Genomic DNA, 25,391 nt, shown 5'->3' with positions numbered 1-25,391 from the left:
TTATGCTTGAATAACACCTACATTAAAGCGTTTTTCAATAGGAGCATGATTTGCTGCTTCAATTCCTAATGATAGATATTTCCTTGTTTCATTAGGTGCAATAACTTCATCAATCCATAATCGAGAAGCTGCATAATATGGAGAAAGTTGAGAGTCATATTTTGTTTTGATTTCATCAAATAACTCTTTTTCATCTTCTTTAGAAAGTTCTTTTCCTTGCCCTTTTAATGTGGCTATTTTAATTTGTAAAAGAGTAGTTGCAGCAGATTTTCCACTCATTACAGCAATCTGAGAAGTTGGCCATGCAAGCATTAATCTAGGATCGTATGCTTTTCCACACATGGCATAATTTCCAGCACCATACGAATTACCTACTACAAGACTAAATTTTGGTACAACGGAATTACTCATTGCATTCACCATTTTAGCACCGTCTTTAATAATTCCATTGTGTTCAGATCTACTACCTACCATAAATCCGGTAACATCATGTATAAAGAGTAAAGGGATTTTTTTCTGGTTACAGTTCATAATAAAGCGAGCTGATTTATCTGCTGAATCAGAGTAAATTACACCACCCATTTGCATTTCGCCAGTTTTAGACTTTACTATTGTTCTTTGGTTTGCGACAATACCAACTGCCCATCCATCAATTCTAGCATAACCACATAATATACTTTGGCCGTAACCTTCTTTGTATTGCTCAAATTCAGAATTATCAACAATACGTTGAATTATTTCAACCATATTATATGGTTTCGTTCGATCAATAGGTAATAGATCAACTAATTCAGAAGTTAGTTTCTTAGGAAGAACAGGAGTAGAACGGTCAAATCCTGCCTTAGGATTATGTCCCATTTTATCCATCAAACTTCGTATCTGAATTAAACAGGCTTCATCGTTTTCACATTTGTAGTCTGTTACACCAGAAATCTCTGAATGCGTTGTGGCTCCACCTAATGTTTCATTATCAATAGACTCTCCAATTGCAGATTTTACAAGATAAGAACCTGCTAAAAATACAGATCCTGTTCCTTCAACAATAAGTGCTTCATCAGACATAATAGGTAAGTATGCTCCACCTGCAACGCAACTCCCCATAATTGCTGCAATTTGAGGAATCCCTTCGGAAGACATTATAGCATTGTTTCTGAATATTCTTCCAAAGTGTTCTTTATCAGGGAAAATCTCATCTTGTAAAGGGAGGTAAACTCCAGCGCTATCAACTAAATAAATAATTGGGATTTTATTTTCAATTGCAATTTCTTGTGCTCTAAGGTTCTTTTTTCCTGTGATAGGAAACCAAGCTCCAGCCTTTACAGTTGCATCATTTGCCACAATTACGCATTGTCTTTTAGCTACCTTCCCAATGCCAACAATTACACCGCCTGAAGGGCATCCTCCATGCTCTTTGTACATGTCTTCTCCGGTAAAAGTACCGATCTCAATAAAAGATTCTTTACTGTCGATTAATAAATCAACACGTTCTCTTGCCGTGAGTTTTCCTTTTGCTTTGTGTTTATCAATTTTCTTCTGACCACCTCCTAAAAATACCTTTTCACGCTTTGCTTTTAGTTCGTCAATTAAAGCTTGAAATGAGGTAGGTTGAGATGAGTTTTGGTTAGTGTTCATATGTGTTTTATTGGTATGAAATAGTTCATTATTTGAAATTACAAGTATTGCATAGATTCTCAAATATTTAAATCAATTATCTGTTTTTTTAATAAAATAAACTCATCAATTTATGATCCTCAATGGTATATGTTCATAGTTTACGATTACACTCGTTGCGTTTTCTTGCACGATTATGTTAATATATATCATTTAAACAGGCTTGTTTGTGCGTTTTTGTGCGTTTTTGTGATGTAGTGTGTAAATTTAACACCAATAAATAAGTGCATTACCTATCAATCAATATTAGCATGCGTAGCAGAAGAGATTTTCTTAAATTTTCGGCATTATCATCAGCCGCTTTATTAACTCCAACATTACAATCTTTTTCATTTGCAGGTAAAAGAAAAGGGAATAAACCTTTAATGATTTCTACTTGGAACCATGGTTTTGGTGCTAATGCAGCAGGATGGGAGATTTTAGAAAATGGAGGTTCTTCTTTAGATGCAGTAGAAGCAGGCGTTAGAGTTCCTGAAGCTGATCCAAATGAAAGAAGTGTTGGTTATGGAGGATTACCAGACCGTGATGGAAAAGTTACGCTTGATGCTTGTATCATGAACCATGAATACGAATGTGGTGCAGTAGCTTTTATTGAAGACATAATGCACCCAATTTCTGTAGCTCGTTTAGTAATGGAAAAAACACCTCATGCAATGATAGTAGGTGAAGGAGCTAAACAGTTTGCACTAGACCAAGGCTTTAAATCAGAAAATCTGCTAACTGAAAAATCTAAAAAAGATTGGGAAGAGTGGTTAAAGAAATCAGAATATAAGCCAGTTATTAATATCGAAAACCATGATACAATTGGTGCTTTAGCAATAGATGCAAAAGGACATATTGCTGGTGCATGTACTACTTCTGGAGCTGCATATAAAATGCACGGAAGAGTTGGAGATTCTCCATTAATTGGAGCTGGTTTATTTGTAGATGGTGAAATTGGTGCCGCTTGTGCAACAGGGTTAGGTGAGGCAGTAATTAGAACGGCTGGTTCTGCAATGGTTGTAGAACACATGAGAAATGGTAAATCTCCTGCAGAGGCTTGCGAAATGGCTGTACAAAGAATAATGCACACGCATAAAAATAAAATGGAAAACCTTCAAGTAGGTTTTATTGCAATAAATAAAGACGGTGAATATGGCGGTTTCAGTATCAGAAACGGGTTCAATTTTGCTGTTGTAGATACTGCAAAAGGAAATAGAATGGAGGATGCCGAATTTAAAATAAAGTGGTAATCCTTAGCTAGAACTAATCAAACTACTACAATTAATGTCATTAAAATGAAATCATTATTACTATCATTTATCACGTTACTTCTTTTTGTTTCTTGTGGAAATAATAAAGATGTAAAGAATACACAAAAAGAGAGGTATACAAATTATGTAAACCCATTTGTTGGAACAGATGGACCTGGTAATACATACCCAGGAGCAACAGTTCCGCATGGTATGGTACAATTAAGTCCAGACAATGGTTATGGGGGTTGGGATAGAATTGCAGGTTATTTTTGGCCTGATTCTACTATTGCTGGTTTCTCTCATACTCACCTTACAGGAACGGGGGCTGGAGATTTGTATGATATACTTGTAATGCCTCTTAATAGTAAATCAAATAGAACAATTGTTGAAAATGGAAATGTAAGACCAGTGTCTTTATTTTCTCACGATCAAGAACATGCTGAACCAGGTTTTTATTCTGTAGACTTATTGGATTACGATATTCAGGCAGAAATGACTGCTACAGAGAGAACTGGTTTTCATAAATATACTTTCCCTAAAGATGATGATTCTCAAATCTATATCAACTTAGGGTATGCATTAAATTGGGATGGACCTACTGATACTTATTTTAAAGTAATTGATAACCAAACGGTTGTTGGATATCGTTACTCTTCTGGTTGGGCGGCCGTTCAGAAAGAACACTTCATTGCAAAATTTAGCGTTCCATTTACATCTTTTGAATTGGTTAATTCTGAAAATGGAGCTTTAAAGAAAGTTGAAGGTAAAGAGATTAAAGGGAAAATGACAAGAGCATATTTTCATTTTGATACACCTAAAGCAAAGAATGAAGTATTATTAAAAGTAGCATTATCTTCTGTAAGTATAGAAGGTGCTGAAGAGAATTTAATGACTGAAAATACGTCATGGAATTTTGATAATGTAAGAAAAGAAGCATCTGATGTTTGGGAAGCGGAGTTGTCAAAAATTAAGATTGAAACAATGAATGAAGAACATAGAAAAGTGTTTTATACGGCAATGTATCAATCATTATTAGCTCCAACGTTATATTCTGATGTGAACGGAGAATACAAAGGCGCTGATCAAAAAACACATAAAGCAGAAGGTTTTAAAAGATATGATACTTTTTCTTTATGGGATACTTACAGAGCTGCACACCCATTGTATACAATGATTCATACACAGCGTGTTCCCGATATGATAAATTCATTTTTAGCACATTATGATGAAACAGGTTTGTTACCAGTTTGGTCTATGAAAGGGAATGAAACTAATATGATGATTGGATATCATGCGGTGCCAATTATTACAGATGCCTATTTTAAAGGAATTAAAGGTTTTGATGTTGATAAGGCATATAGAGCTTGTAAAGCATCTGCAATGAACAAAGAAGGTGATGAAATGGCCAATTATATGAAGTATGGTTACGTTCCTTTAAATTATGATCATGAAAATTGGTCAGTTTCTAAAACGTTAGAATATGCATACGACGATTGGTGTGTAGCTGAATTTGCTCAGGCACTAGGGAAAACAAAAGATTACAATTACTTCGCGAAAAGAGCAGAGAATTGGAGAAATGTTTATGATAACGAATCTTCTTTTATGCGTCCTAAAGATGCAAAAGGGAATTTTATTAAAGATTTTGTTGCTAAAGATTATACAGATCATTTCTGTGAAAGTAATGCTTGGCAGTACTTCTTCTATGTACCTCAAAACATAGAAGGTTTAATTGAAGCTTTAGGAGGTAATGATCGTTTTGAACAAAAATTAGATTCGATGTTTACTTACTATCCTACAGCTGATGATGAGTTGCCAATTTTTTCTACAGGAATGATTGGACAATACGCTCATGGTAACGAACCATCTCATCATGTAGCTTACTTATATAATTATATTAATAAGCCTGAAAAAGGACAGAAGTTACTTAGAGAGATTATGAATACGCAATATAAATCTACACCTGATGGTGTTTGTGGTAACGAAGATTGCGGACAAATGTCATCTTGGTTTATTCTAAGTTCTTTAGGTTTATACCCTGTAAACCCAGGGAATGCAATGTATGATTTAGGTACTCCATTATTTAAAAAAGCCACAGTTACTTTAGGTAATGGCAATACACTTACCGTATTAGGAATGGAGATGACCGACGAAAATCCAACTGCTTCTAAAGTTTTATTTAATGGAAAAGAAATAAAGAATTGGAAGATCTCACATACGGAATTAATGAAAGGAGGAACTTTAGAGTTCATTAGATAATACAATTACACATACTACCATATATACATAGAATGCACCTCATAACGAGGTGCATTCAACTACTAAAACTAAAGACTGAGAAATGAAACTTAACTTATTTACATTATTTATAGTAACACTTCTTTTAGGAAGTTGCTCAGAGCAAAAGGTAGAAAGACCGTCATTAATACCTTTGCCTCAAAATATAACTTGGGGGGAGTCTTTTTTTGAATTAAGAAAGGATATGACAATAGCATATCAAAATAACGGCAATGAAAAACTAGGACTATCAAAATTTAAAACGGAAGTAAAAGAGTTAACAGCTATATCATTAATAGAGGTTGATACTGGAGGTGATATCACTCTAAAAATAGATAATACTACAAATAGAGTTGAAGCTTATACTTTAGATGTTTCCTCAAATAATATAAAAATTACTGCAACTACTGAACAAGGGTTGATGTATGGTTTAGAAACTTTAATTCAATTAATACCTGAATCTGGAGAAGTTCCTTTGGTATCTATTTCTGATACGCCAAAATTTCCTTGGAGAGGAATGATGTTAGATGTGAGTAGACACTTTTTTACAACGGATGAGATCAAAGAATATTTAGATTTGATGGCTCATTACAAAATGAATAAATTCCATTGGCATTTAACGGAAGATCAAGGTTGGAGAATTGAGATTAAGAAATACCCTAAGCTTACAGAAAATAGTGCTTGGAGAACTGAAAAAGATGGTTCTAAATATGGTGGTTTTTATACGCAAGAAGAAATTAAGGATGTTGTTGCATATGCTCAAAAAAGAGGGATAGAAGTAATTCCTGAAATTGATATGCCTGGACATATGGTAGCAGCATTAGCATCTTACCCAGAATACTCTTGTACAGGAGGCCCTTTTGAGGTTTGGAACGATTGGGGTGTAAATATGGATGTTTTATGTGCTGGTAATGATAATACATATACGTTTATAGAAAATATTTTAGAAGAGATCATGCCTTTATTCCCATCAAAGTATATGCATATTGGTGGAGATGAATGCCCGAAAGATAGATGGAAAGAATGCGATAAATGCCAAGCTAAAATAAAAAAAGAAGGTTTAGCTGATGAACATCAATTACAAAGTTTTTATATACATCAAATAGAAAAGATTGTAAATAAAAATGGTAAGAAGATGATTGGATGGGATGAAATTTTAGAAGGAGGTCTTTCTGAAACAGCAACTGTTCAATTATGGCGTGATTTTCACGATCAAGATGCAGTAAGAAAAATTGCCTTAATGGGTAATGATGTGATTGTGTCTCCAACAGGGATGTGTTATTTTGATTATGATATTGAAACAACAGATTTGGAACAAGTGTATAATTACAACCCAATTCCTAAAGGTGTATCACCGGCTATTGCAAAGCATATTATTGGGGGTGAATGTACACTATGGTCGGAGAGAATACCAAACAAGAAACGTTTAGATTTTCAAACTTTCCCAAGGTTATTGGCATTATCAGAAGCATTATGGACAGGAACTAAAGAAGATGGATATCCAGAATTTCACAATAGAGTTTTAGGTCAATATTCATTTTTAGATCGAAAAGGAGTTGCTTTTGGACCATCATCAAAAGTAATGAACATATCTACTGAAGAAGTGGGTGGTAAATTTACAATAGCAATAGAACCTTTGATAGAAGGAATTGATGTTAAATATAAACCTGCAAATAGTACCTCTTACATTCCTTATCAAGAACCTATTACTATATCAACATCAGGAGAAATAAAATTTCAAGGTTTTAGAGGTGATAAACCTTACGGAGAAGAGAAAGTGTATACGTTCATTCTTCATAAAGGAAATTCAGCAAATATCAGTCTTTCAGTTCCTCCAAGTAAAGATTACGCATGTATAGGGCAGAGGACTTTAATTGATAGTAGAATAGGAAGTGCGACTACTTTTAGAGATGGTAATTGGCAAGGATTTGTTGGCAGCGATGTTGTAGCAACTTTAACTTGGGATACACCTCAATCAATTAATTCTATAAAGGTAAGTGCTTTTGAAGAGCTCGGTTCTTGGATAGCGTTACCTAAAGGAGTCGAATTTTATTATTCTAAAGATGGAAAAGACTTTAAAAGTTTAGAAAAACTTGCTAAAGGAATTAAAGACCAAAAAGGACAAGTATGGAATAAAAAACTTCAACTTTCCTCTCAAATAGAAAATGTAAAATCTATTAAAGTAGTTTATAAAAGTGGAGGAGTATTGCCTAAAGGGCATCCTGGAGAAGGAAATCCGTCCTACATTTTTATAGATGAAATAATTGTAAAATAAATAAATATGTCTCGCTTAATAATCTCTTTACTTTGGATACCTCTAGTATTTAGTTGTGTATCTCATTTAAATAATGTTGCAAGTAGTAATCAGGATGAACCTGAAGAAACTACTTACACTACTTTTGTTGATCCATTTATTGGAACAAGTGCACATGGTCATACTTTCCCGGGGGCAACAATGCCATTCGGTATGGTGCAATTAAGTCCAGATACAGGAATAGAAGGTTGGGATTGGTGTTCTGGATACCATTCTTCAGATAATTCGGTAATGGGATTCTCTCATACGCATCTATCAGGAACTGGTGGAGGAGATTATGGAGATATTTTATTAATGCCAACTGTAGGGGAAATTAAAACAGAAGCAGGTTCTAAAGAAAACCCTGACGAAGGATATAGATCTAGATTTGAGCATGTAAATGAAGAAGCTAGACCTGGTTTTTACAGCGTTTATTTAGATGATTATAAAGTAGGTGTAGAATTAACGGCAACTACACGCGTTGGTTTACATAAGTATACTTTTCCAAAATCTGATGAAGCACATATCATCTTAGATTTAAAACATGGTATTTCAGATACAGCAAGAGATACTTGGTTTAAAGTAACTGCAAATAATGAAATTGTAGGCTTAAGAAGATCTTCGGGTTGGGCTAGAGATCAATATGTATACTTTGTTGCCCAATTTTCTAAACCGTTTAAATCTATACAAGGAGTTAAAGCATCTTCTTTAATAGATAACGCAACGGAAGTTCATGGAACAGATGTGAAAGCTGTTATCAATTATGAAACAGATCTAGATGAGGAAGTAATTGTGAAAGTGGCTATTTCTGGTGTGTCTGTAGAGGGTGCTAGAAAAAATTTAGAAGCTGAAACGAATGGTTTTGATTTTGACGCTGTACGTAAAAATGCAGATGCAGTTTGGAATGAAAGATTATCTAAAATTGAAGCAGAAGGTTCTGATAAAGTTCAAAAAACGATATTTTATACTGCTTTGTACCATACAATGATTGCTCCTAATGTATATATGGATGTTGATCATCAATACAGAGGCATGGATCAGAAAATACATAAAGCTGAAGGTTTTACGAATTACACACTGTTTTCTTTATGGGATACATTTAGAGCAACCCATCCATTATTTACCTTAATTGCTCCAAAAGAAAATAACGACTTTGTTAAATCAATGCTTGCTAAATACGAGCAATCTGGACAATTACCAATTTGGGAGTTATCAGCTAATGAAACAGGTACGATGATTGGATTTCATTCTGCCCCAGTAATTGCAGATGCAATCTTAAAAGGACAAGCAAATTTTGATCAGGAACTTGCTTATAAAGCTTTAGTTGCTGCGGCAGAAGATCCTCGAAGAGGTTTAGATTGGTTTAATTCTGAAGGTTTTATTCCTGTAGAAAAAGAAGCAAATGCGGTGTCAAAAGGGGTTGAATATGCCTACGATATGTGGACTGTAGCAGAAGTTGCTAAAAAATTAGGAAAAACGGAAGAGTATAAGAAATATGTAAATAGAGCTTTAAATTATAAAAAACTCTATGATAAAGAAACAGGGTTTTTAAGAGGAAAAGACATGTATGGTGTTTGGACTACACCTTTTGATCCGATGAAAATTTCTTTATTAGGAGCTGGAGATTATACTGAAGGAAACGCATGGCATTATAACTTCTTTGCACCTCAAGATATTAACGGACTAATTGATCTTCATGGCGGTGATGCAAATTTTATTGCAAAGATTGATAGAATGTTTGAGCAAGAAGCTGTAAATGATAATCACATGGCTCATGATGTAACGGGACTAATAGGGCAATATGCTCAAGGAAATGAACCTTCACACCATGTTATTTATCTTTATAATTATGCTGGAGAACCATTTAAAACACAAGAACGCATTTGTCAAGTATTGGATGAAATGTATACTGCAGAAAGAGATGGCTTGAGTGGTAATGAAGATTGTGGTCAGATGTCAGCTTGGTATGTATTCTCAGCAATGGGATTCTATCCAGTAAACCCAGCAGACGGACAATACATTATTGGTAGTCCTGCTTTTGGTAAAGTGACTATTCATTTAGATAATGGTAATGATTTTGTTATTCAGGCTGAAAATAACAATGTCAATAACATGTATATATCATCGGCAACGCTAGATGATAAGGCATTTAATCAGACATACTTATCACATGAAACGATTGAAAAAGGTGGTGTTCTAGAGATGGAAATGTCAGCACATCAATCTACTTGGGGAAAAGAGAAAGCTGCGAGGCCAACATCTTTTGCGGTAGCACCTTCAGAAGCAGCTTCTATAATCGAATCAACTGAAGAAGTATTTAGACCTTACATTACTAATAAGTCTGTAATTTTTAATGAAACAACATCTGTAACATTAAAAGATATGACACCAAATGTGTCTATCTATTATACTTTAGATGGAACAGAACCTACAGATAAATCTAAACTATTTACAGAAGCCTTCTCTTTAGAGAAATCAACTACATTAAAAGCAATTGCTGTAAATGAGTTAGGTGTAACGAGTAAAGTTTCTGACTTTAGTTTTAAGAAAGCGTTTTATCAGACGGGTGGTGAATATCCAATTTTAGCCATCAATTATGATAAAAATGCAACATATGATGCTGGACCTAACGGTATCCTTGATGGTGTTTATGCATCTGATAATTTAAGAGATGGGAAATGGGATGGTGTTTCTGGTCAGGATTTAGAAGCTGTTATTGATTTAGGTAAAAAAGAAAATTTGCATCAGATATCGATTGGCTTCTTACAAAACACGTCTTCTTGGGTATTTCTACCTAAAGAAATTAAATTCTTTGTTTCAGCAGATGGTATTGAATTTAATGAGATCAGTGTTCAGAATACTGAAATGCCAAATGATCATCCAACTATTAGTGTAACAAGATTTAGCACAAAGGTACCTACTACAAAAGAATTTAGATTTATAAAAGTAGTGGCAACTCCGTTTGATGCCTTACCAAATTGGCATCCGGGTGGAGGAAATAAACCTTGGATGTTTACTGATGAAATTGTAATTGAATAACTACTATATGGGGGCAGGGTTAACTTGCCTCCATTTTATTATAAAAACGATATGAAAAAATTAATCTTACAGTTTTTTATACTTAGCTTAATTACAACCGTAGCAAATGCTCAAAATTTTGCTGATTACGTTAATCCATTTATCGGTACAACTAATTATGGAGCTACAAACCCTGGAGCAATAGCACCAAGAGGTATGGTTTCTGTTGTTCCATTTAATACCTATGGAGGTGAAACAACATTCGAAAAAGACAGTGGATGGTTGTCTCAAGTGTACGAAAAAACAAATAGTCATTTTACAGGCTTTAGTCATGTAAATTTAAGTGGTGTTGGTTGCCCAGATTTAGGTGCTGTAATTGTTATGCCAACTACTGGAGAGATTGATATTAATCCTTTAACGTATGGATCTACTATATCTAACCAAGAAGCACGAGCAGGGTATTTCTCTACACATATTGATAAATATGACATAAATACAGAATTAACAGCTACACAGAGAGCTGGTATTTCTAAATATAGATTTCCTGCCGGTAAAGCAAATTTACTTTTAAATCTTGGTCAAGCGCTATCAAATGAAAGCGGGGCAATGGTAAAAGTTGTCAACGAACAAGAAATTGAAGGAATGCGTATGGTTGGTTCTTTCTGTTACAATAATCCCAAAACAATCTACCCAGTGTATTTTGTGATGAAGGTAAATAAGAAAGCAGACAAGACAGCTGTTTGGCAACAACATAATAAAATTGAAGGACCAGAGGCGCAATGGATGGAGGCATACAATGGTCAGCAACGTATTATTGAAGATGCTTATTATCCAATTATTGGAGATTCTTTAGGTGCGATTTTCTCTTATGATTTTGCTGAACCCACCGAGGTTGAGGTGAAAATAGGCATCTCTTATGTGAGTATTGAGAATGCAAGAAAGAATTTAGAAACAGAGGTATCTAATGTATCTTTTGATGAAATAGCGAATAGAACAAAAGACAATTGGAATTCAGTACTTTCAAAAATTAAAGTGGAAGGTGGTTCAGAAGACGATAAAACAGTTTTCTATACTGCTCTATACCACACAATGATTCATCCAAATGTTTTAAGTGATGTAAATGGAGAATATCCTGCATCTAAAACTAGAAAGACAAAGACTACTGAAGGAGAACGATATACTGTATTTTCTTTATGGGATACATACAGAGATCTTCATCAGTTAATGACACTTGTTTATCCAGAGCAGCAATTGAACATGGTAAATACGATGTTAGATATTTATGATGAAACAGGCTGGTTACCAAAGTGGGAATTAAATTCTACAGAAACATATACAATGGTAGGTGACCCTGCAGCGATAGTAATTGCAGATACATATATGCGTGGATTAGATCAATTTGATCATGAAAAAGCTTTTGAAGCTGTTACAAAAAGTGCATATGAAGTAGACGGAGGAAACCCTGTTAGACCATGCATAGATAGCTATATTAAATACGGTTATATTCCTGTTGATGATGAAATTGATAAGAAACTTTGGGCTTCGGTATCCACATCTTTAGAATACTATGTTGCAGATTGGAGTGTAGCTCAATTTGCTCAAAGTTTAGGGAAACAAGATAAATACAAAGAGTTTAAAGAAAGAGCTTACGGATATAAAAAACTGTTTGATAAAGAAACAGACTTTTTACGCCCTCGTCATAAAGATGGTAAATGGTACAGTCCTTTTGATCCAAACGATGGAGCGAACTTTACACATAACATTGGCTATGTAGAAGGTAATGCTTACCAATATAACATGATGGTTCAATTTGATATGCCGGGCTTAATTAAGCAGTTTGGTACCAAAGCATTTGAGAGTAGATTAGATGAAATTTTCTCAACAGGTCAGTTTGATATGGCAAACGAACCAGATATTGCTTATCCTTATGCCTATAATTATATCAAAGGGAAGGAGTATAAGACACAAGAGAAAGTTCTTGAACTAAGAGAGAAATACTTCACAAACAAAGCTGATGGTATAGCTGGGAATGATGATACAGGAACGATGTCTGCATGGGTAGTATTTTCTATGATGGGTATTTATCCAGATGCACCTGGTACTCCTCAATACGCATTAACAACACCTGCTTTTGATAAAATTACAATTGAGCTAGATCAAAAATATTGGGGTAAAGATCAAGTTGTTATTAAGAAACAAGGTGGTAAATCAAATCATATACAAAGTATAAAAGTTGATGGTAAATCTCATAAAGGTTACTTTATAAATCATAAAGATTTAGTTGGAGCAAATGAGATTACAATTAATATGAAATAGAAAATCACCATTAGGTAATTACTTCTAGAGTCTAAGAAAGCAAAAAAGCATCGAGTTTACGCTCGATGCTTTTTTTATACTTTAACTTCCCATTAGAGGGAATAAATATTTCAACTTAGTAAGAGAAATTATGAAGCATAATTGGCATTACTAACATCAATACATCTTCGTTTTCAGGTTGTTCTTCAGGAACAATTAATCCTGCCATACCTGGCTCAGATAATCTAAGCGTAATACGATCACTCGATATATTGTTTAGGATTTCAATTAAGAATTTAGCGTTGAAACCAATTTCTAAATCTTCTCCATCATGCTCACAGAACAATCTTTCTTTTGCTTCATTAGAGAAGTCTAAATCTTCTGCAGAAACAAATAACTCGTTATCTTGAACTTTAAAACGAACTTGGTTAGTTGTTTTATTTGCATAAATAACAATTCTTTTTAAACAACCTAACAACGCCTGACGGTCAAGAGTTACAAGATTTGTATTGTTTAAAGGAATTACATTTTCATAATCAGGGAAACGTTCGTCAATTAAACGTGAGATTAATTTCATGCTTCCGAAAGAGAAAATTGCATATTGCTCATTAAACTCTAAAGTAACATCGCTTGATTCTGACGGAAGGATGTTCTTTAATTGAGTTAATGCTTTTTTGCCCATAATAATAGGAGACATCATGCCAGTTACAGCAATATCATGTCTTCTATATCTAACAAGTCTGTGAGAATCTGTAGCTACAAAATCAGAATGTTCTTCAGAAAGATTGAAGAATACACCGTTCATGTTTGGCTTCATGTCATCACTACTTGTAGCAAATAATGTATATCCAATTGCATCACCTAAAATTTCACTTGTCATACTTAATGAGTTAGACATGTCGAAATCAGGGTTAGAAGGATAATCTTCTGCATTTTCACCAGCTAATTTATATCTACCGTTATCAGAGCTTATCTCAATAGTATATGTCTCAAAATCGATAGAAAATGTTACAGGTTGCTCAGGAAGGTTCTTAAGCGTATCTGTTAACATTTTAGCAGGTATTGCTACATTACCATCAGCATTAGCTTCAACATTTACCTCAGAGATAATTGTTGTTTGCATATCAGATGCTGTGATTTTTAATAATCCTCCTTGAATTTCAAATAAGAAATTTTCAAGAATTGGCATTGTAGGGTTATTCGGAATAACACCGTTCAACATCTGAATTTGCTTCAGAATAGTGGAAGTGGATGCAGTAAATTTCATTGTACTAACTTTTTATAAATATCTTTTTAGTAGCCCACTAAAGTGCGTACTTCTTTAATTTTCTTTTCTGCAATTGCTCTTGCTTTTGCTTCTCCAATGCTAAGTTCTTCTTCAAGAACATTAAGGTTCGACATATAATAGTCAAACTTTTCACGCGCGTCTTTATATTTATCAAGGATAAGGTTTAGCAAAGCAGTTTTTGCATGACCGTATCCATAATTACCACCTAAATAATTAGCTTTCATCTCAGCGATTTGCTCATCGTTAGCTAATAATTTATATAAAGCGAAAACATTACAAGTTTCAGGATCTTTTGGTGCTTCAAGTGGGAGAGAATCTGTTTCGATTTTCATCACTTGCTTTTTTAATTGATTCTTCGGTAAAAAGATATCAATAACATTACCATAAGACTTACTCATTTTAGCGCCATCTGTACCAGGGATTGTCATTATTGATTCATTAATAACAGCCTCAGGTGTAGCAAATGTTTCACCATAAGTACGGTTAAATGCAGCACAGATATCACGAGTGATTTCTAAATGTTGTTTCTGATCTTTTCCTACAGGAACTTTATCAGCATCATACATTAAGATATCACAAGCCATAAGAACAGGATAAGTAAAAAGTCCTGCATTTACATCTGCTAATTTATCCGATTTATCTTTAAAAGAATGCGCATTAGCTAACATTGGGAATGGCGTAAGACAGCTTAAATACCACGTTAATTCGCAAACTTGTGGAATTTTAGATTGTCTATAGAAAATGTTCTTTTTAGTATCGAACCCTAAAGAAAGCCATGCAGCAGCTGTAGCATATACATTGTATTTTCTATCTTCTGCATTTTTTATCGTTGTCATTGAATGCAAATCTGCGATAAAGAAGAATGCTTCGTTACCATCAGATTTTGAAAGTTCAATTGCGGGTTGGATTGCACCTAAAACGTTTCCTAAGTGTTGTCTTCCAGAGCTTTGCACTCCTGTAAGAATTCTTGCCATTATTAAATTATCTAACTATTCTTTTATTTACATAAAATTGAAGTGCGAAAATAAATAAAAATGAGATAACAAATACTAAATATCCCTCAACATAGGTGGTTTCTATCAAAAAAAAATGATGATATTCAACATTGTTCTTATTTGGAGATAGAATTAAATTTAAAATAAAAAATAATATGGCTTTAATTAAGAAGGTAAAAGGAATATTGCCAACTATTGGCGAAGGATGTTTTCTAGCAGAAAATGCAACTATTGTTGGTGATGTAACAATGGGAAAAGAATGTTCAGTTTGGTTTAGTGCAGTTGTTAGAGGTGATGTAAATAAAATTACAATCGGGGATAAGTGTAATATTCAAGATGGCGCTGTAATTCATTGTACTTACCAAACCTCGGCAACAGTTTTAGGCAATAATGTATCTATAGGGCATAATGCACTTGTACATGGTTGCACAATTCATGATAATGTTCTTGTAGGAATGGGAGCAATAGTAATGGATAATGCAGTAGTAGAAGATAACGTACTAATTGCGGCTGGGGCTGTTGTGTTACAAAATGCAAGATTAGAATCTGGATATTTGTATGCAGGAATACCTGCTAAGAAAATTAAACCTTTAGATGATAAATTGAAAGCTGTTTTTGAAAGAACGGCCAATAATTATGTAATGTACAGTAGTTGGTTTGAGGAAGAATAAAAAAATGGCTGAATTTAATTTTAAACTAAATTCAGCCATTTTTGGATAGAAGATTGATTATTCATCATGTAACCATTGCTTTTTAGCAAGTAATTCGTCTTCTGTTTCTCTGTAGTCAGGATCGTCTACACAGCAATCTACTGGACATACAGCTGCACATTGAGGTTCCTCATGGAAACCAATACATTCTGTACACTTATCTGGAACGATGTAATAGAACTCATCAGATACAGGTTCTTGCTCATCTTCTCCATCAATAGAATTACCATCTTCTAGTTCAACAGACTTTAATTCTGTTCCTCCACCCCAAGACCATGTTACTCCACCTTCGTAAATGGCAGTATTTGGACATTCTGGCTCACAAGCCCCACAGTTGATGCACTCATCGGTGATAATAATCGCCATATTAATTTCTATTTTTTAAAAGGTCAATCGGTTAGTGGTTCGCTAACGTTATTTCAGTCGACGCTTTGTTTATTACACAACATAGATCAAAACTATTTGTTTTAAGTTTCGATTTACTTTCTACAAAGTTGCGAACTGAAAAATCAAAAAACAACACCTAGTAGGTACAAAAGGTAAAATAAATCATATTTTGACCTACATTATTATTATTTATTATACATTCATAACATTTTGTTATAGCTAAATGGTAATTATGGATCTTGAAGAAGTACAATGTAAAATTGTACTATTAGAAGCGATCGTTGTGAAAATTATTAAAAAACGAACTTTTTTTGTAACATTTATTCACAAAGTGAAATTAAATTCTTATTATTAATTAAGCGTTTAAATACTAATATCTAGCACATTATTTATTATGATCAGACTTAAAATAGTTTTGGCTGCCTTGCCATTTATGTTCCTGTTCTCATGTTCTTCAGATGATGAATCAACTCCAAGTAACGGTCAACTCGATCCTGTTGCTGCTGAATGTAATTTAGCTGAAGATATCTACACTCAAGTTGTAGATAGTTTAGGACAAAAGACATTAACTACTACATTGACCAAAGCCTATGCGTATGAAAATGAGCTAATGTCTACTTATACAAACACAACAACAATTAATTATGTTGATAAAGTTGATGAAGACAATTCTGTATCTCAATCATCCTCTTATATGTTAGACTTATCGTACGACGATAATGGTATGTTGTTAGCGGTTAGTTATGAAGATGAGCCAATTGCAGAAGTGAATAATGTAGACAATAGAGTACATTCAGTAATTGTAAACTACACTGATGGTAGTTATGGTGAATTTGAATTTAGTTATGATGATCAAGGTAGAATTTCAGAAATAGAAGATACTCAAACTGAATCAGATTCAACCTTAATAATTAGATTAGACTATAATGATAGCGGTTTAACAGCTATGAATTTCTATTATGGAGATTTTAAATACTTTGGATTAGATTATACTTTTTCTGAACAAGTTAGAAATCCTTATCAAGGTTTTGCATTTTATATAATTTCTATAATTGAAAATCAAGGTTCTGCAATTAATAGTGACTTTACTAATTTTGGAGAATATTTAGTGACAGAAATTATTTATGGAGAAGCAACCAATATGGAAGGTGGTTGGAGCAGAGATGTAGTTTATAATGATCAAATGGCATATCAGTTGAACGATAAAAGCTATCCAATTACTGGATCATTACCTGATCAGACCGACGGAAATATTGTTACTTCAATTAGCCAATCCTTTAATTACACAAACTGCGACTAGTTAATAGTTGTAAAAGTTGATTTTAAGTGTTAATTTTACTTTAATTACACTTAGAACTATCACATTATGGAATTAATTTTAGGCATTATTCTCATAACTATGCCGATCTTGTTTGCAATGGGATTATTGGCATTTATGATGACAGGTCCTAAAAAAGAATCAGAGGTTACCGAAGTTGTAGAATTTACTACAGAGGTAATTAATGACGAAAATATAGCAGTATAAAAAAAGGAGATCTCATTTAATTGAGATCTCCTTTTTCAATATAGATAAATGGGATTATTTATCAGATGTTGCAAAACTATAAACTACTCCAATATTTAAAGCATGTTTAAATTGAACAGCTTGCCCTGTAGTACCATCATTTCTATCAACAGTTACATCAGGATCATAAATTAACTGAGTACTAAAGTTACAGCTTAAGTATTTGTTAACTTTCATATCAATTAAGAAATCCCAGTTTACAATCCATTCGTCCATTCTAGTATACTCAGCAAACATATTGTATGTGGTTTTTAGAGTAACATTTTTTACTACTTCCTTATCAAAACCAAATTTAATATTTACACCAGATTGGTCTCTAAATGTTTGTTGTGGTTCTAAACCATATTTTTCAGAGAATACAGTATCTGTTACAAATGTCATACGATTTGCAATTGGCGATAATGTTAGAAATAAATAATCTTTAGGTGTATATGTTAAACCAATATTTAAGTTTAAGTAAGCAGGAGCAAAGAAAGCTGAGATTTGATTTTCAGTTTCAATTTTAACTCCATTTATTTCTTCAGTTTTATACTCATAACCTTTGTCAAATTGAGTTCTAAAATCACCAGAAGCTGTAACTAAAAATTTCTTATTTAGTTTGTAACTATAATCAGCACCTAAATTCAATCTATCATCTGTCTTTTTCATTGGAAAAGTACTGTTGGATTGATTAATTAAACCGTAAGCTAAATCAGTATAAATTCTTGTAATAGCTTTATCTGTTTCTCTAACTCCTTTGTAAGTTTGGATACCTCCAAAAGAATAAGAGCTTTCGCCACCACCGGCCCAGTTTACTAGACCAACATTAGAGAAATTAAGTCCAAACTTGCCTTCATGTTTCCAAAGTTTAGGTGTAGCAACATCTGTTGAGTCTTGTGCTTTACTAACATTTGAAGTTGTAATAATAAAAAGTAAAACACCTAAAGTGCTAATAATAAATCTCATAAGAGTAATTATAAGTTGAGTTATTAATCTAGAATTATATAATAATGCAAAAGTCTTAAAAAAAATTAAAATAAAGAAATAAATAAAAAATAATGTTCTGTAAAAAAATCTTCATATATTCATTATATATCTCAAATTTTAAAGCATGAATAAAGTAAAAATACTGTTTGTATTATTAATTACTGGCTCACTACTTTCATCGTTTACTACTTTTTTGAAAGATGAAATACAATGGAAAACTGTGGATGAAGCAATTGCTGCATCTGAAAAAGATGGAAAACCTATATTTATCGATGTTTATACTGATTGGTGTGGTTGGTGTAAAGTTCTAGATAAAAAAACCTTTCAACATGAAGATGTTGTAGCTTATGTTTCAGAGAATTACCATGCTGCTAAACTTAATCCAGAGTTAGAAGCATCTTTTAGTTTTAAAGGTGATAATTTTACAAACAATTCATTTGCGAAAGAACATGATGTGAATAGTTACCCTGCGATTATTGTGATACATCCTAAAGGGAAAAATAAAGTTTTTGTTGGCTACAGAGATTCTGATAGTTTTTTAGAAATTTTAAAGAAATATAAGCGTCAAGTTGATTAGCTTTATAGATTAATAGAAATAAATTAACAAATCATTTAGATCAAAATATGTCAAAAAGAAAAAAGGCACTCATTTTACCAGTATTACTGGTGGGGTTAGGATTATTTGGCTTTTCATTATTAGCTAGGATAGACGCTCCAGAAAATAGCAATAAAAATGCAATTAAAAGAAGTCTATTATTTACTGCATTAAAACAGATTCATTATAACAATGTTGAAATAGATGATGAGTTTAGTGAGAATGCTTACAATCAATACTTAAAAAATATAGATCCTAATAAAAGATATTTCTTAAAAGGGGATGTGCATAAATTAAGTAAATATAAAGATTTACTTGATGAAGAGGTTAGAGATAACCAAACTACAGAACTTTATGCAATGTCTGTTCAAATTTTTGAAAAGAGAAGAACTGAAGTTGAAAAAATTACTGAAGATATTTTATCTAAACCATTTGATTTTTCTAAAAAAGAAGAAATTCTTTTTGACCGTGACGAAATGAAATTCCCAAAGAACGAGAAGGAACGTTACGATAGATGGAGAAAATCTTTAAAATATGCTTCTCTTTTAAGAATGAATTCTAAGCTTAAAGAACAAGAGTCTAAAAAGAAGGATGCTGAAAAAGAAGGTGAGGATTTTAAAGCTACTCCATACGCAGAAATGGAAGCAGATGTAAGAGAGAAAGTACTTACAAATTATAAAGATGTTTTTGATTATATGAGAAAGCTAGATGAAGAAGATCATTATGCTTTATACATTAACTCAATGATTTCTATTTATGGTCCGCATACTGAGTATTTCCCACCAGAGAAAAAAGAACAATTTGATACTGAAATTTCAGGTCATTTTGAAGGTATCGGTGCAAGATTACAACAAACTGGAGGAGAAGTTAAGGTAGTTAGTATTATTACTGGTAGTGCATCTTGGAAACAAGGAGACTTAGAAGCAAATGATATTATCTTAAAGGTATCTCAAGCTGAAGGTGATCCTGTTGATATTGGTGGTATGTCACTTAAAAATTCTATTAAATTAATTAAAGGACCTAAAGGAACTGAGGTTCGTTTAACGGTAAGAAAGCCTGACGGTAGAATAATTGTTATTCCTATTATTCGTGATGTCGTTATAATGGAAGAGTCTTATGCTAAATCTGCTGTTATAGAAGATGAGGAGTCTGGAAAGAAAATTGGTCTTATCCATTTACCAAGTTTTTATGTTGATTTTCAAGATAGAAATGGACGTAGCTGTGGGGAAGATGTAAAACAAGAAGTGATTAAATTGAAAGGTCAAGGAGTTGATGGTATCGTTCTTGATTTAAGAAATAACGGTGGTGGTTCTTTAGGTGATGCTGTAGAAATTGTAGGTCACTTTGTTGGTAAGAGCCCTGTAGTGCAAGTAAAATCAAAAGCTTCGGGTTCTAAAACACTTAAGCCAGAATACAATAATATTGAGTATGATGGACCTTTAGTAGTAATGATCAATAGAATGTCTGCTTCGGCATCAGAAATTGTTTCTGCAGCACTTCAAGATCATGGTAGAGCAGTTGTATTAGGTTCTCAATCATTTGGTAAAGGTACTGTACAAAGATTTATTGATCTTGATAGAATGTCTAGATTAGAAGAGTTTAAACCATTAGGTTCTCTTAAATTGACAATCCAAAAATTCTATAGAATTAATGGTGGAGCAACACAAGTAAAAGGTGTAACTCCAGATATTAAATTACCAGATACATATGGTTACTTAGAAGTAGGAGAAGAGGATCTTCCTTTTGTTATGCCTTGGGATGAAATTGAAAAAGCTAAATATTCTATGTGGCCTGTTCAATTACCAATTGCAGATCTTTCGGCTAAATCTCAAGCTAGAGTTTCTAAAAATGAGGTGTTTAATATTATTGAAGAAAATTCGCTTCGTTTAAAGAAACAAGAAGAGAAGAAATTCTACACATTAAATCTTGATGAATTCAGAAAAGAACAAAAGGTTCTTGATGAAAAATCAAAGCATTTAAGAGAATCAGAACAAGTACATGATGAGTTTAGTATTACTGTAATGAAAGACCATTACCCAACTACTAAACCAGATTCTGTAATTACTAAATCTGCTGACAAATGGATTAAATCAATTAAAAAGGATGAATATCTTAAAGAAGCAACTGAAGTAATTTCAGATATGATGATTCAATAAAAGAATAATCATTTATAAATAAAGAAGGGAAGTCAATATGGCTTCCCTTTTTTTGTTTAAAATTTTCATTAAAAACAAAAAAAGCTTGATTGAATAAACAATCAAGCTTTTGTAGCGAGAACGAGAGTTGAACTCGTGACCTCCGGGTTATGAATCCGACGCTCTAACCAACTGAGCTACCTCGCCATTTTATTGAATACGGACGTTGTTGTATTCAAGGTTTTTATTTTAGTAGCGAGAACGAGAGTTGAACTCGTGACCTCCGGGTTATGAATCCGACGCTCTAACCAACTGAGCTACCTCGCCATTTTATTGAATACGGACGTTGTTGTATTCAAGGTTTTTATTTTAGTAGCGAGAACGAGAGTTGAACTCGTGACCTCCGGGTTATGAATCCGACGCTCTAACCAACTGAGCTACCTCGCCATTTTATTGAATACGGACGTTATTGTATTCAAGGTTTTTATTTTGTAGCGAGAACGAGAGTTGAACTCGTGACCTCCGGGTTATGAATCCGACGCTCTAACCAACTGAGCTACCTCGCCATTTTATTGAATACGGACGTTGTTGTATTCAAGGTTTTTATTTTGTAGCGAGAACGAGAGTTGAACTCGTGACCTCCGGGTTATGAATCCGACGCTCTAACCAACTGAGCTACCTCGCCATTTTATTGAATACGGACATTGTTGTATTCAGGGTTTTTTATTTTGTAGCGAGAACGAGAGTTGAACTCGTGACCTCCGGGTTATGAATCCGACGCTCTAACCAACTGAGCTACCTCGCCATTTAGGAGTGCAAATATGCTACCTTGAACTTTAAACTGCAAATCTATTTACATCAATTTTTTTAATTTATGTAAATCATTTACATAACTAGTTACAATTGAATGAAATAAATAATGCAAGACAAAGATTAAATTTAAATGATCGGTTAATATTATATGCAGAAAATCCAAAACTTTGTAAATACCTAAAAAAAGAAACATTTTCGTTAATTATTTATTGGCAGTTGAGGATATATTTCGGATTATTGTAGCAAATACATCGATTAAGGTTTTATTGAACAACTATTTTTATGGAAAGATATAAATACCAAGCAGAATTCGAGTTTCGAGTGCCATTACATAAACTATATCCTTACTTTGTAATGCCCAATTTATTAAAAGATTGGTTTGCTGATAATGTAAAAGAAGAAGCTAATAGCAAAGAGATTTTCTTCTCTTGGGTTAACGATGTTAAAAAAGGAAAAGTGTCTATTCGTAGGCAAAATCAAAGAGTTAAATATACTTTTGAGAAAGATGATAATTTAAAGCCTGCGTATGTCGACTTTAAATTTGATTTCAGTGAGTTGGCTCAGTCTTCATTTATACAAGTAACAGATTATTCTGATATGGACGATGAAGATGAATTGAAAGAACTTTGGGAAGAAATGTTTGGCCGCCTTCATGAAATTATTGGCGGTTAATTAAAGAAACAGCGTATGTCATACGAATATTCAGCAAAATATGTAAAACAGATTTCTAGAGCTGTTGAGCAAGGGGAGAATGCATATTTAAAAAATGAATTTGAAAATGTACACTCTGCAGATATCTCCTTAATTATGGAAGGATTAAACGCAGAAGATTGTAAGTACATATTAGAATTATTAGATCCAGAAGTTGGCGCAGATGTAATTAGTGATATTGAAGATGATACAAGAAATAATTTTCTATCATTATTTACTGCAGAAGAATTATCCAAATATATGGATAAAACAGATTCTGATGACGCTGCAGATATATTAAACGATTTACCTGTTAAAGTACGTGAGGAGGTCATAGCAAATATGACGAATCAAGAGAAGGTACTATATATTGTAGATTTACTACATTATGAAGAAGACTGTGCAGGTGGACTTATGGCAAAAGAATTAGTGAAAGCTAATATTAATTGGAACGTAAGTCAATGTATAGATGAGGTACGTAGACAAGCCAAAGAAGTAGATAAAGTATATACTGTTTATGTAGTTGATGATCATGATATTCTATTAGGAAGGATATCAATGAAGAAGCTATTGATTGCAGCAGAAGATGTAAATGTTTCAGACCTATATCAACCTGAAATAGCAAAAGTACATTCCTACCAAGATGAGGAAGAGGTTGCAGAATTAATGCAGCATTACGATTTAGAAGTAATTCCAGTTGTTAATGTTCAAGGACGTTTGTTAGGTAGAATTACAATTGATGATGTTGTTGATGTAATTACTGAACAAGCAGAGAAAGATCAGCAGGCAATGTCTGGTATTTCTGAAGATGTAGAAGAAACAGATAGCTTGTGGGCAATGGCTAGAGCAAGACTGCCTTGGTTAATTGTGGGTATGTCTGGAGGTTTACTAGGTGCTAATTTCTTAGGTGGGTTTGAAGATGAATTGAGGCTAGTACCTGCAATGGCTTTCTTTATACCTCTAATTACAGCAACAGGAGGTAACGTAGGTATTCAGTCATCTACAATAGTTGTTCAGAGTTTAGCGAGTGGTGGCTTTCACGGTTCGTCATTTAATAGATATTTGAGAGTATTAATGGTAGCATTATTAAATGGAGTAACGTTATCACTTCTTGTTTATGTATTTAATTTTCTATTTACAGATCATGATTTAGCCATTGTGGTGTCAGTGGCATTGTTTAGTGTGATTATGATTGCATCTTTTATGGGAACAATCACACCAATTATATTAGATAAATTAGGAATTAACCCTGCATTGGCCTCAGGGCCCTTTATTACCACTTGTAATGATTTAATTGGACTTGGTGTTTATTTCTCAGTAGCAAAAGTGTTATTACATTAGTAACTTTGTATATATGTCAGAAAATAATAAAAGAACAGAAATAGGCGATCTAGGAGAGTTCGGCTTAATTGATAGATTAACGAAAGATGTTAAAATCAAACATAAGACTACAGCTAAAGGTGTTGGCGACGATGCCGCTGTATTTGATTATGGTGGAGATGAATATACAGTACTTTCAACAGATATCTTATTAGAAGGTATTCATTTTGATTTAAGTTTTATGCCTTTACAGCATTTAGGGTATAAAGCTATTGCAGTTAATGTATCAGATATTGCTGCTATGAACGCAATTCCTGAACAAGTAACTGTTAGTATTGCAGTTACAAATCGTTTCTCTGTTGAAGCAATAGAAATGATTTATGAAGGTATTAATGCTGCTTGTGAGAACTACAATGTAGACTTAGTGGGTGGAGATACAACTTCATCACGTCAAGGTCTATGTATTTCTGTAACAGCAGTTGGTAGAGTTAAGAAAGATAAAATATCATATAGAAGTGGAGCCAAAAAAGGTGATATTCTATGCGTAACTGGAGATTTAGGTGGAGCTTACATGGGACTTCAAGTATTGCTTCGTGAGAAGACAGTTTTTGAAGCGAATCCTAAAATGCAACCAAATTTGGATAACTATCAATATGTAGCAGGTAGACAATTACGTCCTGAAGCACGTACTGATGTTATTCATGAATTAGATGAGTTGGGAGTAGTTCCAACGTCTATGATTGATGTTTCAGACGGTGTAGCTTCTGAAGTATTGCATATCTGTAAAGCATCTAATGTTGGAGCTGTGGTGTATGAAGATAAACTGCCTATTGACCAAGATACTTTTGATGTTGCACATGAGTTTAAAATCGCTTCTAAAACACCTGCATTAAATGGAGGAGAAGATTATGAACTCTTGTTTACAATTAAGCAAGAAGATTTTTCAAAATTAGAAAAGAATGCTAATGTATTCTTTATCGGATATATTGATGAAGCAGAGAATGGTGCTAGATTGTTTACAGAGGGTGAACAAACATTACCATTAACAGCACAAGGTTGGAAACACTTTTAATAGGTAATTAATTAAAAGAATTTTGAATCTTATTCATAATCTTGATAATAATTATTGAAACAAAAACATG

The 25,391-nt window shown here is 33.3% G+C and carries 18 protein-coding genes and 6 tRNA genes; 13 read left to right on the top strand and 11 right to left on the bottom strand.

The annotated features are described in order from the left end of the window. Nucleotides 1-1,632: an acyl-CoA carboxylase subunit beta gene (locus tag EI427_RS07710; protein WP_126613351.1), complete on the bottom strand. Its 1,632-nt coding sequence runs from the start codon at nt 1,630-1,632 to the stop codon at nt 1-3. 290 nt (nt 1,633-1,922) lie between these two features. Here EI427_RS07710 and EI427_RS07705 point away from each other — a divergent pair, with 290 nt between their 5' ends. The 5 genes from EI427_RS07705 (at nt 1,923) to EI427_RS07685 (ending at nt 12,807) form a co-directional block, all read left to right on the top strand. Further along, on the top strand, nt 1,923-2,903 hold the full coding sequence (locus EI427_RS07705) for an isoaspartyl peptidase/L-asparaginase family protein (protein WP_126613349.1): 981 nt from the start codon (nt 1,923-1,925) through the stop codon (nt 2,901-2,903). Between the two features lie 45 nt (nt 2,904-2,948). Beyond that, the gene (locus EI427_RS07700; RefSeq protein WP_126613347.1) at nt 2,949-5,162 is read left to right on the top strand and encodes a GH92 family glycosyl hydrolase; all 2,214 of its coding nucleotides are present in this window, start codon (nt 2,949-2,951) and stop codon (nt 5,160-5,162) included. Between the two features lie 82 nt (nt 5,163-5,244). Further along, on the top strand, nt 5,245-7,455 hold the full coding sequence (locus EI427_RS07695) for a beta-N-acetylhexosaminidase (RefSeq protein ID WP_126613345.1): 2,211 nt from the start codon (nt 5,245-5,247) through the stop codon (nt 7,453-7,455). Between the two features lie 6 nt (nt 7,456-7,461). After that, entirely contained in the window at nt 7,462-10,512 is a 3,051-nt protein-coding gene (locus EI427_RS07690) for a GH92 family glycosyl hydrolase (RefSeq protein ID WP_126613343.1), read from the top strand. 51 nt (nt 10,513-10,563) lie between these two features. Beyond that, nucleotides 10,564-12,807 (top strand): GH92 family glycosyl hydrolase, encoded by a 2,244-nt coding sequence (locus EI427_RS07685; protein ID WP_126613341.1) that lies wholly within the window; start codon nt 10,564-10,566, stop codon nt 12,805-12,807. 115 nt (nt 12,808-12,922) lie between these two features. Here the strand turns inward: EI427_RS07685 and dnaN are convergent, their stop codons facing one another. After that, nucleotides 12,923-14,053 carry a DNA polymerase III subunit beta gene (gene dnaN / locus EI427_RS07680; RefSeq protein WP_126613339.1) on the bottom strand — a complete coding sequence of 377 codons (1,131 nt, stop codon included), beginning with the start codon at nt 14,051-14,053 and terminating at the stop codon, nt 12,923-12,925. 26 nt (nt 14,054-14,079) lie between these two features. Next, nucleotides 14,080-15,048 carry a tryptophan--tRNA ligase gene (gene trpS / locus EI427_RS07675; RefSeq protein WP_126613337.1) on the bottom strand — a complete coding sequence of 323 codons (969 nt, stop codon included), beginning with the start codon at nt 15,046-15,048 and terminating at the stop codon, nt 14,080-14,082. A 176-nt stretch (nt 15,049-15,224) separates the two neighbouring features. On the opposite strand from trpS, the gene EI427_RS07670 reads away from it, so the two are divergent. Continuing rightward, the gene (locus tag EI427_RS07670; protein WP_126613335.1) at nt 15,225-15,740 is read left to right on the top strand and encodes a gamma carbonic anhydrase family protein; all 516 of its coding nucleotides are present in this window, start codon (nt 15,225-15,227) and stop codon (nt 15,738-15,740) included. A gap of 57 nt (nt 15,741-15,797) precedes the next feature. On the opposite strand, the gene EI427_RS07665 is transcribed toward EI427_RS07670, so the two are convergent. Continuing rightward, complete coding sequence (locus EI427_RS07665) at nt 15,798-16,145, bottom strand: 4Fe-4S dicluster domain-containing protein (protein WP_126613332.1); 348 nt, start codon at nt 16,143-16,145, stop codon at nt 15,798-15,800. 415 nt (nt 16,146-16,560) lie between these two features. On the opposite strand from EI427_RS07665, the gene EI427_RS07660 reads away from it, so the two are divergent. Both EI427_RS07660 and EI427_RS26325 read left to right on the top strand, forming a co-directional pair. Continuing rightward, a complete protein-coding gene (locus EI427_RS07660) occupies nt 16,561-17,466 on the top strand; it encodes a hypothetical protein (RefSeq protein WP_126613330.1) in 906 nt (301 codons plus the stop codon). Between the two features lie 99 nt (nt 17,467-17,565). Next, nucleotides 17,566-17,691, top strand: coding sequence for a hypothetical protein (locus tag EI427_RS26325; protein ID WP_262708875.1), 126 nt, complete (start codon nt 17,566-17,568; stop codon nt 17,689-17,691). Between the two features lie 54 nt (nt 17,692-17,745). Here EI427_RS26325 and EI427_RS07655 read toward each other — a convergent pair whose 3' ends face one another. Further along, a complete protein-coding gene (locus EI427_RS07655; RefSeq protein WP_126613328.1) occupies nt 17,746-18,675 on the bottom strand; it encodes a DUF3078 domain-containing protein in 930 nt (309 codons plus the stop codon). A 145-nt stretch (nt 18,676-18,820) separates the two neighbouring features. Between EI427_RS07655 and EI427_RS07650 the strand changes: the two genes are divergently transcribed. Both EI427_RS07650 and EI427_RS07645 read left to right on the top strand, forming a co-directional pair. Beyond that, nucleotides 18,821-19,273, top strand: a complete 453-nt coding sequence (locus tag EI427_RS07650; protein WP_126613326.1) for a thioredoxin family protein — start codon at nt 18,821-18,823, stop codon at nt 19,271-19,273. Between the two features lie 47 nt (nt 19,274-19,320). Further along, nucleotides 19,321-21,447 carry a carboxy terminal-processing peptidase gene (locus EI427_RS07645; RefSeq protein ID WP_126613317.1) on the top strand — a complete coding sequence of 709 codons (2,127 nt, stop codon included), beginning with the start codon at nt 19,321-19,323 and terminating at the stop codon, nt 21,445-21,447. 112 nt (nt 21,448-21,559) lie between these two features. On the opposite strand, the gene EI427_RS07640 is transcribed toward EI427_RS07645, so the two are convergent. The 6 genes from EI427_RS07640 to EI427_RS07615 all read right to left on the bottom strand — a co-directional run bounded on the left by EI427_RS07640 (nt 21,560) and on the right by EI427_RS07615 (nt 22,231). Then, nucleotides 21,560-21,633 (bottom strand) — tRNA-Met (locus EI427_RS07640). Nucleotides 21,634-21,679: 46 nt separating this feature from the next. Next, nucleotides 21,680-21,753 (bottom strand) — tRNA-Met (locus tag EI427_RS07635). Between the two features lie 46 nt (nt 21,754-21,799). After that, nucleotides 21,800-21,873, bottom strand: a tRNA-Met gene (locus EI427_RS07630). A gap of 45 nt (nt 21,874-21,918) precedes the next feature. Next, nucleotides 21,919-21,992: transfer RNA gene (locus EI427_RS07625), tRNA-Met, on the bottom strand. Between the two features lie 45 nt (nt 21,993-22,037). Then, nucleotides 22,038-22,111 (bottom strand) — tRNA-Met (locus EI427_RS07620). A 46-nt stretch (nt 22,112-22,157) separates the two neighbouring features. Then, nucleotides 22,158-22,231, bottom strand: a tRNA-Met gene (locus EI427_RS07615). A 290-nt stretch (nt 22,232-22,521) separates the two neighbouring features. Between EI427_RS07615 and EI427_RS07610 the strand changes: the two genes are divergently transcribed. From EI427_RS07610 to thiL, 3 genes are read left to right on the top strand one after another with little or no spacing between them, the layout of a single operon-like run. After that, nucleotides 22,522-22,911 (top strand): START-like domain-containing protein, encoded by a 390-nt coding sequence (locus tag EI427_RS07610; protein ID WP_126613315.1) that lies wholly within the window; start codon nt 22,522-22,524, stop codon nt 22,909-22,911. A 15-nt stretch (nt 22,912-22,926) separates the two neighbouring features. Beyond that, the gene (gene mgtE, locus EI427_RS07605) at nt 22,927-24,270 is read left to right on the top strand and encodes a magnesium transporter (RefSeq protein WP_126613313.1); all 1,344 of its coding nucleotides are present in this window, start codon (nt 22,927-22,929) and stop codon (nt 24,268-24,270) included. A gap of 13 nt (nt 24,271-24,283) precedes the next feature. Further along, nucleotides 24,284-25,321, top strand: a complete 1,038-nt coding sequence (thiL, locus tag EI427_RS07600; RefSeq protein ID WP_126613311.1) for a thiamine-phosphate kinase — start codon at nt 24,284-24,286, stop codon at nt 25,319-25,321. The last annotated feature ends 70 nt before the right edge of the window (nt 25,322-25,391 follow it).

Source organism: Flammeovirga pectinis (assembly GCF_003970675.1).
Taxonomy (GTDB): Bacteria; Bacteroidota; Bacteroidia; order Cytophagales; family Flammeovirgaceae; genus Flammeovirga; species Flammeovirga pectinis.
The sequence above is the reverse complement of the archived record's forward strand: the minus strand, read 5'-3'. Positions and strand labels throughout refer to the sequence as shown.